This window comes from Amphritea atlantica (assembly GCF_900111095.1).
GTDB classification, from domain to species: domain Bacteria; phylum Pseudomonadota; class Gammaproteobacteria; order Pseudomonadales; family Balneatricaceae; genus Amphritea; species Amphritea atlantica.
This window is the reverse complement of the sequence record NZ_FOGB01000019.1, coordinates 50,912-67,576: the sequence shown is the minus strand read 5'-3', so window position 1 is coordinate 67,576 and position 16,665 is coordinate 50,912. Positions and strand designations below refer to the sequence as shown.

Genomic DNA, 16,665 nt, shown 5'->3' with positions numbered 1-16,665 from the left:
CTATGTTCGGACAGGATAACCGCTGAAAGCATCTAAGCGGGAAGCCCCCTTCAAGATGAGATCTCACTGGGGCCTTGAGCCCCCTGAAGAGCCGTTCAAGACCAGGACGTTGATAGGCTGGGTGTGTAAGCGTTGTGAGGCGTTGAGCTAACCAGTACTAATTGCTCGTGAGGCTTGACCATATAACGCCAAAAGCGTTTGGGTCAGCTGATAGAAAAAGATACATTGCGGCTGAATAAAACAGCCACGGATTAGAGTTTGTGCATACTCTTCTCGACTAAAGAGTTACAGGATTCGAATGACGCTTTGAGCATAGGTTAACACTGATGTTCAAATCGTTAGAGCAACCAGTTTTGCTTGGCGACAATAGCGAGATGGAACCACCCGATCCCTTCCCGAACTCGGAAGTGAAACGTCTTAGCGCCGATGGTAGTGTGGAGCTTCTCCATGCGAGAGTAGGTCATCGCCAAGCACCTAATTACGAAACAGCCCCGATCATGAAAATGATCGGGGCTTTTTTCGTTTAGACGCCGCTACGCGGCTCGCTAGAACGGCGCTGCGCGCCTGCTAGTGGTTAGAATAAGCGTAAGAGCAAGAGCAAGAGCAAAAGCAAAAGCCTTCTTATCAGGGAGCATAGGCAATCTTCACAGAAAGGATATTCCGTTCCCTGAAGAAGCTAAGGCCCTGTAGCGAGCGACGCTAGCATGCCCTCTGGGTACCCGTCGCGATGAAAACCTGCGTCGCTTGTTAGTACGGCGCTGCGCGCCTGCTAGTGGTTAGAATAAGCGTAAGATCAAGAGCAAAAGCCTTCTTAGCTGGGAGCATAGGCAATCTTCACAGAAAGGATTTTTGTAAGCAGGTTAGGGCATGCCAGCGTCCTCCTATGCTCTCTGAAGAAGCTAAGGCCTGTAGCGAGCGACGTCCCGTCGCGATAGCTTTTTCTAGCAGGAATCCGATCTAGCGAGTGGCACAGCCACGTCTAGCGACTGTTTAACATCGGGTTAGTGCTCTTGTAACCGTGCGGTCATTTTGGGTCTATAGGCTCTTCGGGTCATTTAATTAACTCTGGAGACTGAATATGCCCGCTCGCTGTTTTACTAAAACGCTATTAGCGATCTCGATCGCTGCTATTGCAACAACTTCTCAGGCTAACTCATTCAACCGAATTTCCAGCTTTGGCGCTATCCATAACCTGCCAGAAGGTACTCCTCAGAGTCAGGAAACGTCTCCGGAGATTATTGCGGCGAGCGAAGATGGTAATACGCTGGTCTATTCTGATAGCCCTTTTGGGACACTGGGGTTTGTTGATATCACCGATGCTGCAAAGCCTGTTGCAGGCGGCAGTTTCAAACTGGATGGGGAGCCAACCTCGGTCGCTATTTCCGGCCAGACCGTGTTTGCTGCTGTGAATACATCTGAAAGTTATACCAAGCCTTCAGGATATCTGCTGGCACTGGGCTTACAAGCCCGTGAGGAGCAGGCCCGCTGTGATCTGGGAGGTCAGCCAGACTCGGTTGCCGTATCCAAAGATGGTCGTTATGTTGCGGTGGCGATTGAGAATGAGCGTGATGAAGATCTGAATGATGGTGCCCTGCCACAATTTCCTGCTGGTTGGGTATCAATAATACCGGTCAAAAAAGGGCTGCCTGAATGCGATAAGCTGACTAAGGTTGATATGACCGGTTTGGCAGAGATAGGTGCTATCGATCCGGAACCTGAGTTTCTGGACTTTAACAGCCACAACGAGATTGTTGTTACTCTGCAGGAAAATAACCACCTGGTAGTTATTGACGCAGCCAGCGGTAAAATTCTGAATCACTTCACCGCCGGCAGTGTTGAATTGCAGGGCATCGATATTGAGAAAGACAAGAAGCTTGATTTCAGCGGTACTCAGACCCGTCTGCGTGAACCTGACTCTGTTAAGTGGCTGGATGATAACCGCTTCGTTATTGCCAATGAGGGGGATATGAATGGTGGTGCACGTGGGTTCACTATCTTCCATAAAGATGGACGAGTGTTGTTTGAATCAGGCTCATCATTTGAACAGCAGGTTGTATTAGCCGGACATTATCCTGAAAAACGCTCCGGTAAAAAAGGCAGTGAACCGGAAGGAGTGGCTATCGGTAAATTCGGCGATGAAACCTATATCTTTATCCTGTCTGAGCGCGCTTCTGTGATCGGTGTTTACCGTGATACCGGTGCTGCTCCGGAGTTTGTTCAGTTACTGCCATCCGGTATCGCGCCTGAGTCTGCTGTCGTTATTCCGCAGCGTAACTTGTTGGTGAGTGCGAATGAGAAAGATCTGATTGAGGATAAAGGTCCCCGTGCACATGTGATGTTGTATCGCTTTGCAGATGAGCCTGTAGCATATCCTCAAATCATATCTACCCGTACCAGCAACGGTTTGCCTATTGGCTGGGGTGCATTGTCTGGCCTCACAGCGGATTCTACAAAGCCGGGTATATTGTATGCGGTGAACGATAGTTTCTACGCCAACCAGCCTTCAATCTTCAGCATCGATGCCAACCAGACGCCCGCAAAAATCACTGCTGCTATGCCGGTACTCCGGGATGGTAAAACAGCTAAGAAGCTTGATCTGGAAGGCATTGCTGTGGACGGTGATGGCGGCTTCTGGCTGGCATCGGAAGGTAAAACATCGAAAGGTGTTCCCCATGCTATTCATCATGCAAATAGCCAGGGTGAGATTGATCGTACAATCGATTTCCCTGCGGAGCTGTTAAAGCATGAGGTTAAGTTTGGTGCTGAAGGGATCACCATGATCGGCGATACCCTGTGGATTGCAATACAGCGGCCATGGAAAGATGATCCTGCGGATCAGGTTAAGCTGTTAGCTTATAACCTCAAGACAAATAGCTGGGGGGCTGTGCGTTATCCGCTCGAACATGTGTCCAGCGGTTGGGTTGGTTTGTCTGAAATCGTTAGCTATGGCGATAAGGTTTACATTATCGAGCGGGATAATCAGTTGGGAGAGTCTGCGGCAGTGAAGCGTCTGTACAGCGTTTCTCTCGATCAGCTAAAACCTGCAGCCATTGGCAGTGAGCTGCCGGTCGTTAATAAGACGCTGGTTCATGATTTTCTGCCTGATCTTAAGTCTCTGAATGGCTATGTTCAGGATAAGATCGAAGGGTTTACGATTGATGCTGCAGGTAAGGGCTTTGCTGTGACCGACAACGATGGCGTGGATGATAGCTCTGGTGAAACTCTGTTTTTCAGTCTGGGTAAGATGTGAATAATCAATTAACTCAGAATATATAGAAGGGGGCGATCATTGATCGCCCCCTTTTTTTTATCTGGAATCTGATTTGTCGCTATATTTACAAGGTTATTATTAACATAAATATAACCAGCTTTTAATAATAGTTACTTAATTAAAAAGATTCTTAATTATTAACTTAATAATATTTTATTTTAATAGGCGAGTAACTTTTCTGTAATAGTTGCTCACTATTATCGCAGCCAATGAATTTTTGCTTAGAGATATAAGGCAGTGGCAATGCGATTTAGTTCAAATATATTTTTTTCAGTTTTACTTTTTGCTTCTACGTCCGTTATGGCAAACGTTGAACTATCAGCAGGCAGTGGTATCTCTATCATTGCTGTGAATGGGGTTGAAGTAGAAAGTGATTCTCTCATTGGAAATAATGTATCCGCCACACTAGCCAACGGTATTAGCCAGATTCTGGTTAACTACTCGGCAGAAATAGAGTCATCAGGCGATCTGGAAATAGAAACAACTAATCCTCATGTTATTGTTTTTAATGCTAAAGATACGCACGTTCAACTTTCCGCTCCAGAGATTACCCGGTTGTCAGACTTCGATGAGTTTGACAAAGGCCAACAGTGGAAACTGGCTGATAGCTCTGGTCATGTTATCAGTTATCAGTCTAAACCTCTTATTAAGGAGGGGTTTCAACTTAGCCGTGATTATGCATCTGAGCTTCAGCGTTTTAACCAGTCAGGTGATGCGCTTTCGATCAATAGCTTCGCATCGATTAACCGATCTTCCATCAGGTCACCAATAAATAATACAGCTTCGGGTGTCCGCATAAATACATTATCAAATAAATCTGTTGATAACTCTGGGCCTGTAAATCTTCCTGAGGAGCTGCTTCAGTATTGGTATTTGAAAGCTGACGCTGATACCCGGGAAAGATTTAAATCCTGGATCAGTAATAAATAATTTTGTTTTGGATCTTTACCTTATGTCGATGAGGTGGCAGGGATTGCCTTTTTAATAATTTTACTTAACTCAATTTTATCTTTTCTTAACTGGAGAAAGAAATGAAAAAGCTTATCCTGGCCGCTGCTATCGCCGCGACTACTGCTGGTTCTGCAAGCGCTGCGACTATTTATGAAGGTAAGGGACTTACTTATAAACTGAAGGGTGATTTTCAGATTCAACTGCGTAAAGACGTGGGTACAGATCAGAAGCTGGATGTTGAATTCGATGATCTTGAGTTGAAAAACTCTGTTATATACGATCTGGGCAACGACATGAAAGCGTTCGGTCAACTGGACTTCGGGTATAAGAATGCTGCGGAAGGCAAAACTGATAGCAGCCACCTCGAAGAAGCCTATGTTGGTATGCAGTACGGTAACGTATCTGTATCTATTGGTCAGCAAAACTTTGCCGTAGATAGTTTCGGTGTTGACGAACAGCTTGAAGATACTCTTAAAGAAGATCAGTTTGATGCTACAAAAACTTCAGGAAATGATGTTGTTCGTGTAGATGTCAACATGGATAACTTTACACTGATTTTAACCACTGAACTTGAAGCTGGAAGCGAGAAGAGTGCTGACGGAAAAGGGGTTGATATTTTCATGTCTACATCTGTAGCGGGTGTTGAGCTGGGTGCTGCTTACCAAAATTTTGATGAAGATCCTTCAGTTTCCGGTGATGTTGATGTCTGGGGTGTAAGCGCTAAGTACGATGCAGGCTTTGCTGAGTTCGGCGTAGATTACAGTAAAGCTGATGATGGTGCTGTTGAGACTGATCAGTACAACCTGATGACGATTGTGCCTGTTGCTAAGACAACTGACCTGGGCCTGGGTTGGACTAAGATTGAAGAAGATGGCTCGAATGATGTGTCAGAATGGTACGCTAACGTTGTTTACAAATTCCCAACTCAGAAGAACGTTTCTGTCTTTGCAGAGATCGCTGATACTGATAAAGATGGCGTGAAGATGGGCTATCTGACAGGCATGCGCGTTAAGTTCTAATCAGAACTTTTGTGAAAAACAAAGTTCATTCTTAGTTCACCCCTTCGAGCTTTGAATGACCATTTTTCAGGCCGGTTTTCGAACCGGCCTTTTTTTGTTAAAAAACCGTGCATGGAAGTCTGTGTTTATCTGAGGCTGGGATGAGTAGAGGGTAAATTTTACCGCAGAACCCAAAGGACATACTAAGGGCACAGAGCTCACTGAGAAGAACTTTTATTTTCCTCTGTGCTCTCTGTGTCCTCTGTGGTGTAACCTGATCTTTGACTAGACGGATAAGCGAAGCGATCGAACACCAGCGCCTAGCCAGCTGATTTTTCTTTCAGGTAATCATGGCACTCCTGCCAGTTACCCCGGTAAACAATCCGGTCAGATTTCAGGCTCAACTGGTATTCATACATCGGGTCGTAATACCAGTTAAGCAGGGGGAACAGCCAGTTCAGATGGGCGTCATATCCCGCGCCAGCCTGGTGTAGCCTGATCGCTTTCAGCATCTCTTCCCGCAGGATCTGCCAGCGCTCATTGCCCAGCCTTCTGCGGATTTTATCCAGTCCGCTGAGTAGATACTCTTCGCAAAGTACCTGTCCCTGCTCCTCTCCGTGGACGTGGATGTAGTCAGCGACCATATCGATGACATACTCTTTCAGCAACCTCTGCAGCCGAATATCCAGGGGGTCTTCGATGACGGCAACAGGGGCGCTAAGCATTTTCTGGTAGAGGGGAACAGGGAGATCAACACTGCCGATATGCCGCCCTTCATCTTCAAATACCAGCTGCTGGTAGCCCGCATGCTGCTTTTTCAGCATCTGGATAGCGGTGATATTCTCAAAGTTGATCTGAGTGTTCTGAGGCTTAACATAGGCGCCAAAGCTGGAGCCCCGGTGATGAGCCGCCCCTTCGAGATCTACCGCATTAGCCAGGGTGTTGACCATCAGGGTTTTGGCCGAACCGGTTTTACCGCCGACGATATGGAAAGGCAGAGTCTCAGAAAGTTCGTTGATAACATCGAGCAGAGCGTTTCTCAGCGCTTTATAACCGCCCCGTACCAGTGGGTAATCGATGCCCGCATCTTTAAGCCATTGCTGAGTCGTTTGCGAACGCAGGCCACCGCGAAAACAGTAGATGTAGCCCTGAGGGTTATTGCGGCAAAACTCGATCCAGCGTGCCATTCGCCTCTCTTTAATCTCCCCGCTGACTAACTGATGTCCCAGTTTTATCGCGGCTTGCTGGCCATGCTGTTTATAGCAGGTACCGACCTGTGCTCTTTCATCATCACTCATCAGCGGCAGACTGATTGCGCTGGGGAATGCTCCCTGATTAAATTCAACCGGTGCCCGAAGATCGACCATGGGGGTATCGTTAAGAAAGAGTTCGCGGTAGTTATCGGTATCTTCGCGCATAAGGTCTCTTATGTTAGTGTCTTATGTTAGGTGTTAGTTGTCTTGTATTAGCGGTCTCATGTTATCAACCTGAGACGATTTAATTTATCTGCAGATATGCTGCAACTGGCGGTCATGCCAGCGGCTGAGCAGGAGCAGGGCACAACAGGCGCCAATCAGGGCCAGAAACATATCTGACTGGGTGTCCCAGATATAACCCTGAGTGCCCAGAAATGCTTCAGCAGATTCGCCGGTTAACTCGGCAACCCACCATTCAATCAGTTCATAGAGTGCACTGAAAGCGAGGCAGAAACTGATAACAAACAGGTTCAGCCATTTACGTCCATTCACCGCATTCGCGCGAATCATAATCTCTCTGGCGATAATAGCGGGAATAAACCCCTGTGCCAGGTGACCCACCTTGTCATAGTTGTTACGTTGCCAGCCGAACAGTTCAGAGATCTGGTCGAATAGTGGCACTTCAGCATAGGTGTAGTGTCCGCCGACCATCAGTATGATGCAGTGAATCAGAATCAGCACATAGAGCAAAGGTGTCAATGGATGTTTTTTCCAGGTGAGCGCTAACACAACCGCGCCGATCAACGCCGGTACAACTTCAAGAAACCAGGTGAACTGATCCTTGGGGTTGATGGCCGACCAGAGCAGCGCCGCGGTAAAGGTTATGATCCAGAGTAATCGCATCAGCGCAGTATAAGCGATTTGATAAACCTTAAATAGCGTTTGGTTTTTTCGGGATGTTGATCGTAGCAACAGACAGCTTTCTGTCGGTCAGATCTTTTTCTGGTTCGGGCAATACATCGAGGCTGGGCCATACACCGGAGGAAAGTGCTCTCATATAGCCGTTGTTCAGTCCGGCTTGTTCCATCCTTAGGGCGGCTTCAGTATGGTCGTATTGAAGCCGATGCCAACTGCAAGTCAGCTGTGTTTCTGTTGGCGTAATGATCATATACCAGGTGTCAGACGTGCCATCATTCGCAGGCATACCGATCACACCGGCATTCAACCAGTAGCCGCTATCGGTTTCCTGACCAAAGGGGATACCGCAGTGACCGGCGATAATAATCTCACTGCCGGATTGCTGTAGTTGTTGCTGCATCTCGTCAATAGGGGCTGAGGCAAAGATAAACTGATTATTGCTATCAACACCCCCATGAATAACGGTGAATGCAAGCTGGCAGTAGTTAAAACAGATCCGGTTGGGCAGTTGTCGCATCCAGGCTTTATTGGCTTCGCTAACCCGGGGCAGGGTGTAGTTATACCACTGGGCAGACAGCAGATCGCATGAGCTGCCTTCAGTGAAACCGCAGCCACAATCTTCAGCACCATTTCCGACCGACTCTTCACAATTACCGGCAACCACGGCTACGCCCCATTCCCGGATCAGATCAACCGTCTGGTCCGGTTCAGCGCAATAGGCCACCAGATCACCGGTACAGAGGATATTGTGCGCCGCTATCCCGAGCTTATCAGCCACCTGTCTGACTGCCCGGGTGGCCTGAAGATTACTATAAGGCCCGCCAAAGATTAAAAGCGGGCTTGAGTCGTTGGGTTTGATAGGTGTCATACAACTGTTTCTGGCAGAGTTGTGGGTTGCTGCTTGCTGATCATCCCTGCCCAGAACAGCAGGCAGCCGCCAGCCAGAACGCTGAGAGATATCCATAATAGCTTAGTGTATTTATGGCTATCGCCTAGCAGGTGAGTATGCCCGGATGATTCAGTGAAATACAGGGCCGCACCTGCCAGAGCGATTGCGAAACAGCTGAGGTAACTCCATAAAGGAATATCGGTACGCTTACCCCACAAGGAGAAGAAAATCACCGGTGCAAGATACATCGACGCGGTACCGCTCACTGCAACTGCGCTGAACAGATCCTTATTACCCGCGAATACCAGCAGTAATCCCAGCAACACAAAAACCGCCATGGTGATTCGGCCATTAATCAGCGATGGCTCAATCCATTGCATATCCACCGCAACCAGCTTGGACGCGCTCGACAGGGTACTGTCCAGCGTGGACATTGCCGAGATAACCAGTGTGATATTGAACAACAGCATTGGCACTTCACCGAGAAGTCGCATCAGCGTGTCATTCATCGCTTCACCGCTGATGGCGTTAGCGCCGGCGATGATACCAAAGCTGCCAAACAGAGTGATGCAGATAAAGCTGATCCAGGTGGCATGGTAGAAGCTTTTGCGGGTGGTCTCACGGTCTGCCAGAAACCCCCTGTCCATCATCACCGGGTCATGCATCGGATAGCTCCAGATCTGTAGCAGCGCTACCAGAATCAATACTGGTCCGGGATCCGTTATATCAAAGCTTTTAAACATCAGAGCCGTGCTGGTGAGCTGTCCTGTTGTCAGCACCAGAACGGTCAGGCCACCCAGAAGAACCAGAAACAGTATCATCTGAAAAAGATCGGTACGCAGAGAAGCATGTAAACCGCCCAGCATCGAATAGATCAGTGTGATAACGGCAAACAGTGCCACGGCTGCGGTGTAGGAGGTGCTGCCGGTGACACCGAAGAGGATGCCGATCACCAGGATGTTAGCAAACACCTCGCTGATCAGGCGAATACCGATTACGAAGTTATAGCAGCGGGTGCCCCAGTGGCCAAACCGGTGGGCCAGAAACGCCTGAATGCTGCTAAAACCCTGGTCAAATCTGACTGAGTCGATAATTTTTGCACCGGTCAGAAACGAGAGATAATATGCGGCATACGCCAGGGTACCCCAGAGACCATAATAAAAGCCAAGAATTGCAGCGTTCAGCAGAGAGCGGGCAAAGATCCAGGTTGTCACCTGTGAAAAGGTCAGCATTAACAGACCTGGGGGCTTGCCTTCAGGGGAGTGTCCACTAAAGAAAGCCTTGCTGCTGTTTGCTTTGGGGCTGAGAAAGACTGAAATGATCGCGACCGCAGTAACCGCGATGATAAGGGATATGTCCATGAGCTGTCCTGGCTGCTGTGTAAAATACTGATCCGTTATTATGACCGGGAAAACTGAAATAAGGATGAAAAACGGCTTATGGCAATGTCAGACATCCACCTGTATCTGGTACAGCCGTTTTACGCCAGACAAAAAAAAGCCTGTCAGTTGACAGGCTTGATCATACTGAGAGCTTACACGTATTTTTTGCCGGTCGGTACAGAGACAACAGGCACCTTCGCACCTTTAATGACCTGACGGGTGGTCTGGCTGTGGTGGCCGAAGGTGTTTTCAGAGCCCATCACAATCATATCCACGTTGCGCTTAGCGGCTACTTTCAGGATAGAATCGGTATAGTTTCCCTCTACGATCATATGTTCGATGTCCAGATCAACGATCTTATCGAGAGAGCCCAGTTCCTCTTCGCAAAACTTTTCGACCCGGGTTTTCATCTGCTGCATAACCTGATCGATACCCTCATCATGCATCTTCTTGACGATATCTTCTGGCAGGTAGTTTTGAATCAGGGCATGTCCCAATTCACCGATCGGCTCAATAACATGCAGCATAATAATATGTGCTTTCATGGTTTGAGCAAGGTTCACCGCCTGTCTGAAAACCGGGCGGGTGTGTTTGCCCAAAGAGGTTGTGTACAAAATGGTCTTAATCTCAGGAAGTGGCATGCTCAGTATCCTCATAAATTACTGTTCAGTGTTGGTGTGCTGAATCAGTTTGTTTTCTGGAACCCTGTTGTCAGCATTGAGTTTTGGCTGACTAACACGATCCAGAAGATAAATGATCGATTTGTAATCTAAACCGCTATGGTGCGACAGCCCGATCTCACAAGTGCGGCTGGTCGAGTATCCGCTGGTACACTCAACAACATCATCTCTGAGTGAGCGTAGCGCTGACTCATTCAACTCGGGAGTTGAGAATCCCTTATCTCCGGCAAATCCGCAACAGGTTATCTGCTCCGGAATAACCAGATTGGTTACACAGGCCGCAACAATTCGCTTCAGCTTATCGCCGACCCCCATCCGGGTTGTGCTGCAGGTGATATGCAGCGCAACCGTTTCATCGACCGGTGTTATCACCAGCCGGTCGAGCAGAAACTCATGGATAAATTCTACCGTATCAAAAAGTTTAATACGTTGATCTGTATTATCCTTTAGTCTAAGGCTGCAGGGGCTGGTATCTGAAAATACAGGATACTCACCATTATTGGTAGCTTTAAGTAACATCGCTTCCGTTTCTGCCGCCTTATAATCGGCGGCCTCGAACATCCCTTTTGACTGGAAGGGCATACCGCAGCATAACTGGTCCAGATTCTCCGGATAGATCACCTGATAACCCGCTTTGCGCAACAGTTGCTCAGTCTTCTCGGCCAGAGAGGTCTGTTCATCATCGCCCCGTGCCGGCCCCATCGCCCGGCTGGCACAGCTGGGCAGATAGACAACCTTCGGTGCATCCGGGTCGGTCACCGGGCGGTGGATATTGATCTTAGGTGCCGCCGTCGGCATCGCCGGAGTCCATTGCTGTACCCGTCCCCCGGAAAGCTTACGGGTGGTGTCACAGATCGCCGTCATCGCTTTGGTGCCGATCAGGCCATGGGTCAGGTCAGCGCCTTTGAAGGCCACCTTGCTGGCCGTCATGACCCCGCCGTAGTGTTCTGCCAGCCATTGCGCCAGTTTTGTATGGCGTTCATTGTTCCGGCTGCGTAACACGCGGGTCAGATCACCGGTGTTAATCTCAACCGGACAGGTGGTGGAGCATAACCCGCAGGCTGCGCAGGTATCTATGCCCTGATAAAGGTACTCTTTGCGCAGCTCTGCCAGCCGCTCAGGGTCTTCATGGCTGGCCTCAAGCCGGGCGATCTCGCGCCAGATAACTATTCTCTGGCGCGGTGTCAGGGTGAGATCCCGAGAAGGGCAGGTGGGTTCGCAAAAACCGCACTCGATACATTTGTCGACCAGTGGATCGGCAGCAGGAAGAGGCTTGAGGTTTTCCAGATGCACATGGGCATTACGGTTTAACAACACCCCGGGGTTGAGAATGTTGTGCGGGTCGAACAGCTCCTTGATCTCCCACATCAGGGCATAGGCCTGCGCGCCCCACTCCTTCTCAACGTAGGGGGCCATATTGCGTCCGGTGCCATGCTCAGCCTTGAGTGAGCCATCATATTTATCCACAACCAGCGTGGCGACATCATCCATCAGGCCTTCATAGCGGTCTATCTCAGTCTGATCATCAAATGACTGGGTAAACACAAAGTGCAGATTACCCTCCAGCGCATGGCCAAAAATGAGCGCTTCATTATAGTCCCATTTCACAAAGATCTGGTGCAGGTCGTGCACCGCATCAGCGAGCTGGTCTACCGGAAACGCGACATCTTCGATAATTACCGTAGTGCCGGTTTGTCGCACCGCGCCTACCGCGGGGAACAGACCTTTACGGATCGCCCAGTACTTTGAATACTCCTGCGGATCCGTTGTGAACTCGATATCACGAACAGTTTCAAGCGAGGCGATAGAGGCCTTAATCTGTTCAACCTGCTCAGCCAGGTGGTCTTTGCAGCCCGCCCGTGTTTCAACCAACAGTGCTGCTGCATCATCCGGTAGCTGTTTGATAAAGTCAGGCATGCCGGGTTTATTTTCAATTGAGCGCAGTCCCGCACGATCCATCATCTCGACGGCGGATACCGGGGTCTTTTTCAATATTGCCACCGCTTCACAGGTGATGCGAACGGTGGGGAAAAAGATCAGTGCCGACGCTTTATCCGGATGCTCATCCACAGTGTTGTAGGTGATGCTGCTGATAAAGCCCAGCGTACCTTCTGAACCGATCATCAGGTGTTGCATGATCTCTATCGGATCCCGGTAATCGATCAGTGCATTCAGTGCATATCCGGTGGTATTTTTCAGCCGGTATTTATGCTCGATCCGTTGCCGCAGGGCGGCGTTGTCCCTGGTTTGCAGGGCCAGGACTTCCAGAGCGGTCAGCAGACTACCGTGACTTTTTCTGAAGGCGGTGACCGAGTGGCTGTCTCCGGTATCGACAGAGGTTCCATCCGCCAGAATCAGCTTCATGCTGTGCAGGGTGCGATAGCTGTTTTGCGCAGTGCCACAACACATGCCGCTGGCGTTATTCGCTGCGATACCGCCGATCATTGCGGTGTTGATGGAAGCCGGGTCAGGCCCGATCTTCTTGTTAAACGGAGCCAGATAGCCGTTCGCATGGCCACCGATGACACCTGGCTGAAGTGTTATGCGGCTGGCATCATCGGCTATCTGATAACCTTTCCAGCCATCTTTCAGCTGGATCAGTACCGAATCAGTAATGGCCTGCCCGGAAAGGCTGGTCCCTGCGGCGCGGAAGGTGACCGGAACTCTGTGGTTGAAAGCCAGCTTTACAATACGAGCTACCGCCTGCTCCGACTCAGGGCGCAGCACCAGTTGCGGAATCAGCCGGTAGAAACTGGCATCGGTTCCATATGCCAGGGTGCGAAGCGGATCAGAGATGATCTGTTCAGCGGGCAGAAATTCCTGCAATAGTTGCTTGAATTGTTGATATTCCTGCTTCATTTAAATGCCTCGCCTTGGCAGCTGCTGATTCAAATGGTGATTCAGGATCTGCCCGATTAACGTGTGACCCGCAGGTCGGATGAAATAGAACAGCAGAAGGAGACGGGCTCCTTCTGTACTAAACATGTTATATATGCGGCTACCGGGAGTGTTTAGCCGTAAGCTGCAGCGGGCAGCCAGAGTACCAGTTGCGGGACGAAAACCAGCACCAGGAGACCGATAAGCTGCAACAGGATAAACGGAATAACGCCTTTATAGATATCGCTCAGCTTAACACTCGGCGGGCAAACACCTTTGAGATAGAACAGGGCAAAGCCCACCGGCGGTGTCAGGAACGAGGTCTGTAGCGCCATCGCAACCAGCATCACAAACCACACCAGCTCAGGATTATCGACTACACCATAACCGTCTATATCCAGTCCCAGTGCGGAGATAACCGGTGCCAGCAATGGCAGAATAATCAGTGTGATCTCAATCCAGTCGAGGAAGAAACCAAGCAGGAAGATCACCCCCAGGATAAAGAAGATAATACCGTAAGGACCAAATGGCAGACCGGTCAGGAAAGACTCAATCAGCTCATCGCCGCCCAGTTCCCTTAAAACCAGGGCGAAACAGGTGGCACCGATAAAGATAGCGAAAATATAAGCCGTGGTGTTGTAGGTTCCCTGCATCACCTCTTTCAGTACCCGGAAGTTGAATTTGCGGTTATACACTGCCAGCAGGGTCGCACCAAATGCACCTACGCCCGAAGCTTCCGTTGGCGTGGCAAAACCACCAAAAATGGAGCCCAGAACGACGAAGATCAGCAGCAGGGTAGGCAATACCGCCTTCAGAACAGAGACAACGGTCTGAAAGGTCACCGGTTTTGTATCTGGTGGAATCGGTGCGGCTTCAGGCTTGAGCTTACCAACAACCAGAATATAGATGATATACATCGCACCCAGCATCAGACCGGGGAATACTGCGCCCATAAACAGATCACCAACGGAGAGACCCAACTGGTCGGCCATGATTACCAGCATAATACTGGGTGGAATCAGAATACCGAGAGTACCTGCACTGGCAATGGTGCCCAATGCTAAAGGCATGGAATAGCCCTGTTTGGTCATAGAGGGTAGCGACATGACGGCCAGCAGTACCACCGAAGCCCCGATAATGCCGGTAGAGGCGGCCAGAATAATACCGATAGCGGTAACCGTGATGGCAAGACCACCGCGTACCCGGCCGAACAACTCCTGCATAGAGTTCATCAGACGCTCTGCCACGCCGGATTTGTCGAGCATTATCCCCATAAAGATAAACATCGGCAGGGCAACCAGTATCCAGTTGTCCATTATCTTCCACAGGCGGTTAACCACCAGACCCAGCGTCAGAAAATCCAGCCCGGTAATAGTATCAAAATAGGTGTCGGCCAGATAACCGATCAGGGCAAAGGCAACGCCTACGCCGCCGAGAACCCAGGCCACCGGAATACCGGTAAACAGTAACACGATGAACGACAGGAACATCGCAATAACAAGAATTTCATTAATTTCCATTACGCATTGTCCCCTTTAAACAGTAAAACCGTGTCACGGTACAGACGTGACACTACCGCGATACCCAAGAGCAACATACTGGCGGGAATAGCACTTTTGACCAGCCAGCGATAGGGCAAGCCCGAAGGGGACTCTGAGTGTTCATCGATACGATAGGAATCCGCAACGAAATCAAGACTGTGGATAAAGATAACCGAGATAAAAGGCAGCACTAACAGCAGGATGCCCAATATTTCAATAATATATTTGGTTTTTGATCTGAAAGATGAATAAAACAGATCGACCCGGATATGTGAGTTAGTGGTCTGCGCATAAGACAAACCAAACATCACGCCGAGTGCATATAAGTGCCATTCCAGCTCTTCTAAAACGATCAGGCCATTAGAAAACCCTTTTCGCAGAATCACCTGAGTAATAATGACCAGTACCAGAATGACATAGACCCAGGCGATCATATGGCCGATTTTCTGGATGGCCCTGTCAATGCTGTCCGCCAGAGGGACCGAAGGCAGGCTGTTAGGCTCGTTCACGATAATGCACCTTTACCAGTTTTTTATTGTATTAGGAGTTAACGTTTGTAACGTCAGTATATGAATAAGTTTTGAAAAAACTCTGTAAAACAGCGGCGTTGGCCGCCTCTTTGCAGAGTGCTCTCAGGTTTCAGAACAGATTTAAAACCGACAGACTAAACACAGGGGCTAATCAGCCCCTGTGTTGCTAAGTCATATCTGCTTCATGCTCAGTTATTTTTAGCGCGAGGCAGAAATGCGTTGGATTCCCAAAGGTCATAACCTTTACGGAAGGTGCTCAGGTCATCCCAGACTTTCTTAAAGAATGGGTCCTCAGCGGTTTTCTCAGCGACCACTTCGTTCCATTTATCTTCGAAGGTTTTCAGCATGGTGTCGTTCCAGTAACGGATGTGCACGCCGTTTTCCTTCGCTTTAGCCATGACATCAAACTGCATCGCTTCACCTTCAGCAATCGCGTTAGTCACGGATGCTTTACAGGTGTTGTCGAGAATAGCCTGCTGGCCCTTACTCATACTGTTCCAGGTATCTTTGTTCACTAGCAGTTCAAAGACAGTTGCCTGCTGGTGCCAGCCTGGGAAGTAGTTGTATTTGGCGATTTTGTACAGACCCAGACGCTGGTCAATCGCTGGCTGAGAGAATTCAGTGGCATCAATTGCACCTTTCTCCAGTGCGCCGAAGATCTCACCACCGGGTAGCTGAGAGGTGGATACGCCGAGTTTTTCCATCACCGATGCGCCGAGACCGAAGAAACGCATATTCAGACCTTTCAGATCTTCTGGTGTATTGATCTCTTTCTTGAACCAGCCGGAGGTTTCCGGGGAGATAATCGCACAAGGCATAACGTGAACGTTATAACCGTTGGAGTCATACATCTCCTGATACAGTTTCATGCCATTACCGTAATAGAGCCAGGCCATATATTCGCCAGCTTCCGGTCCGAATGGTACGGCGGAGAACAGCGCAGCAGCCGGAATCTTACCCTGCCAGTAACCTGCGGTGGCATAGCCAGAGTTTACTTTACCGGATGAAACAGCACCCAGAATCTCCTTCGCGCCTACCAGTTTGCCCGGCTCGTAGATTTTCATCTTAATCGAGCCATCACTCATAATCGGTAACTGTTCAGAGACCCACTTAATGGGAGTTCCCAGTGCGGGCAGGTGTGATCCGAAAGCGATTGGTGTTTTCAGAAGTAACTTATCTGCCGCTTGTACTGCTGTGGTTGTTGCCGTCATAGCTGTTGTGATTACAGCTGCAGAGACCAGGGCCTTTGCGAATGTATTCATGATCTTCCCTCATGATGTTTGTTGTTTTTGTCTTTCTTTGCCGGATTCAGAACAGGCCATTCGGGTGCCTTTAAAATTGTTCTTGAATAATTGGTAATACCAATTTACCATGCAATTAGTCGCTACCTTAGAATTTTGCGCGGTGTCTTGTCAATGCTTTTGTAAGTAAT

At 49.2% G+C, this 16,665-nt stretch carries 12 protein-coding genes and 2 rRNA genes; 5 read left to right on the top strand and 9 right to left on the bottom strand.

Going from position 1 to position 16,665, the window contains the following annotated elements; genetic code table 11:
* The 5 genes from BMY09_RS20500 to BMY09_RS20480 form a co-directional block, all read left to right on the top strand.
* Nucleotides 1–182: ribosomal RNA gene (locus BMY09_RS20500) — 23S ribosomal RNA — on the top strand; the annotation flags it as partial.
* Between the two features lie 174 nt (nt 183–356).
* Nucleotides 357–472, top strand: a 5S ribosomal RNA gene (gene rrf, locus BMY09_RS20495).
* A 606-nt stretch (nt 473–1,078) separates the two neighbouring features.
* Nucleotides 1,079–3,250 carry an esterase-like activity of phytase family protein gene (locus tag BMY09_RS20490; RefSeq protein ID WP_091361954.1) on the top strand — a complete coding sequence of 724 codons (2,172 nt, stop codon included), beginning with the start codon at nt 1,079–1,081 and terminating at the stop codon, nt 3,248–3,250.
* 264 nt (nt 3,251–3,514) lie between these two features.
* Complete coding sequence (locus BMY09_RS20485) at nt 3,515–4,201, top strand: YccT family protein (RefSeq protein WP_091361953.1); 687 nt, start codon at nt 3,515–3,517, stop codon at nt 4,199–4,201.
* A 101-nt stretch (nt 4,202–4,302) separates the two neighbouring features.
* Nucleotides 4,303–5,241 carry a porin gene (locus BMY09_RS20480; RefSeq protein ID WP_091361951.1) on the top strand — a complete coding sequence of 313 codons (939 nt, stop codon included), beginning with the start codon at nt 4,303–4,305 and terminating at the stop codon, nt 5,239–5,241.
* Nucleotides 5,242–5,540: 299 nt separating this feature from the next.
* Here BMY09_RS20480 and mnmH read toward each other — a convergent pair whose 3' ends face one another.
* The 9 genes from mnmH to BMY09_RS20435 all read right to left on the bottom strand — a co-directional run bounded on the left by mnmH (nt 5,541) and on the right by BMY09_RS20435 (nt 16,495).
* Complete coding sequence (mnmH, locus tag BMY09_RS20475) at nt 5,541–6,638, bottom strand: tRNA 2-selenouridine(34) synthase MnmH (protein ID WP_091361950.1); 1,098 nt, start codon at nt 6,636–6,638, stop codon at nt 5,541–5,543.
* Nucleotides 6,639–6,722: 84 nt separating this feature from the next.
* Nucleotides 6,723–7,319, bottom strand: coding sequence for a DUF2238 domain-containing protein (locus BMY09_RS20470; RefSeq protein WP_091361948.1), 597 nt, complete (start codon nt 7,317–7,319; stop codon nt 6,723–6,725).
* 28 nt (nt 7,320–7,347) lie between these two features.
* The gene (locus BMY09_RS20465) at nt 7,348–8,202 is read right to left on the bottom strand and encodes a metallophosphoesterase family protein (protein ID WP_091361946.1); all 855 of its coding nucleotides are present in this window, start codon (nt 8,200–8,202) and stop codon (nt 7,348–7,350) included.
* Entirely contained in the window at nt 8,199–9,584 is a 1,386-nt protein-coding gene (locus BMY09_RS20460; RefSeq protein WP_091361944.1) for an SLC5/6 family protein, read from the bottom strand. The genes BMY09_RS20465 and BMY09_RS20460 overlap by 4 nt, the downstream gene beginning before the upstream one ends.
* 173 nt (nt 9,585–9,757) lie before the next feature.
* Nucleotides 9,758–10,246 (bottom strand): universal stress protein, encoded by a 489-nt coding sequence (locus tag BMY09_RS20455; RefSeq protein WP_091361943.1) that lies wholly within the window; start codon nt 10,244–10,246, stop codon nt 9,758–9,760.
* An 18-nt stretch (nt 10,247–10,264) separates the two neighbouring features.
* Nucleotides 10,265–13,144 carry an FAD-binding and (Fe-S)-binding domain-containing protein gene (locus BMY09_RS20450; RefSeq protein ID WP_091361941.1) on the bottom strand — a complete coding sequence of 960 codons (2,880 nt, stop codon included), beginning with the start codon at nt 13,142–13,144 and terminating at the stop codon, nt 10,265–10,267.
* Nucleotides 13,145–13,296: 152 nt separating this feature from the next.
* Nucleotides 13,297–14,682, bottom strand: coding sequence for a TRAP transporter large permease (locus BMY09_RS20445; protein ID WP_091361939.1), 1,386 nt, complete (start codon nt 14,680–14,682; stop codon nt 13,297–13,299).
* A complete protein-coding gene (locus BMY09_RS20440; RefSeq protein WP_091361938.1) occupies nt 14,682–15,212 on the bottom strand; it encodes a TRAP transporter small permease subunit in 531 nt (176 codons plus the stop codon). The genes BMY09_RS20445 and BMY09_RS20440 overlap by 1 nt, the downstream gene beginning before the upstream one ends.
* A gap of 209 nt (nt 15,213–15,421) precedes the next feature.
* The gene (locus tag BMY09_RS20435; protein ID WP_091361936.1) at nt 15,422–16,495 is read right to left on the bottom strand and encodes a TRAP transporter substrate-binding protein; all 1,074 of its coding nucleotides are present in this window, start codon (nt 16,493–16,495) and stop codon (nt 15,422–15,424) included.
* Nucleotides 16,496–16,665: the final 170 nt, after the last annotated feature.

Excerpts from the sequence above, each read along its gene's own strand:
- BMY09_RS20445 (WP_091361939.1), bottom strand. The coding sequence starts at position 14,682 with ATGGAAATTAATGAAATTCTTGTTATTGCGATGTTCCTGTCGTTCATC.
- BMY09_RS20455 (WP_091361943.1), bottom strand. The coding sequence starts at position 10,246 with ATGCCACTTCCTGAGATTAAGACCATTTTGTACACAACCTCTTTGGGC.
- BMY09_RS20435 (WP_091361936.1), bottom strand. The coding sequence starts at position 16,495 with ATGAATACATTCGCAAAGGCCCTGGTCTCTGCAGCTGTAATCACAACA.
- BMY09_RS20450 (WP_091361941.1), bottom strand. The coding sequence starts at position 13,144 with ATGAAGCAGGAATATCAACAATTCAAGCAACTATTGCAGGAATTTCTG.
- BMY09_RS20485 (WP_091361953.1), top strand. The coding sequence starts at position 3,515 with ATGCGATTTAGTTCAAATATATTTTTTTCAGTTTTACTTTTTGCTTCT.
- mnmH (WP_091361950.1), bottom strand. The coding sequence starts at position 6,638 with ATGCGCGAAGATACCGATAACTACCGCGAACTCTTTCTTAACGATACC.
- BMY09_RS20460 (WP_091361944.1), bottom strand. The coding sequence starts at position 9,584 with ATGGACATATCCCTTATCATCGCGGTTACTGCGGTCGCGATCATTTCA.
- BMY09_RS20480 (WP_091361951.1), top strand. The coding sequence starts at position 4,303 with ATGAAAAAGCTTATCCTGGCCGCTGCTATCGCCGCGACTACTGCTGGT.
- BMY09_RS20490 (WP_091361954.1), top strand. The coding sequence starts at position 1,079 with ATGCCCGCTCGCTGTTTTACTAAAACGCTATTAGCGATCTCGATCGCT.
- BMY09_RS20470 (WP_091361948.1), bottom strand. The coding sequence starts at position 7,319 with ATGCGATTACTCTGGATCATAACCTTTACCGCGGCGCTGCTCTGGTCG.
- BMY09_RS20465 (WP_091361946.1), bottom strand. The coding sequence starts at position 8,202 with ATGACACCTATCAAACCCAACGACTCAAGCCCGCTTTTAATCTTTGGC.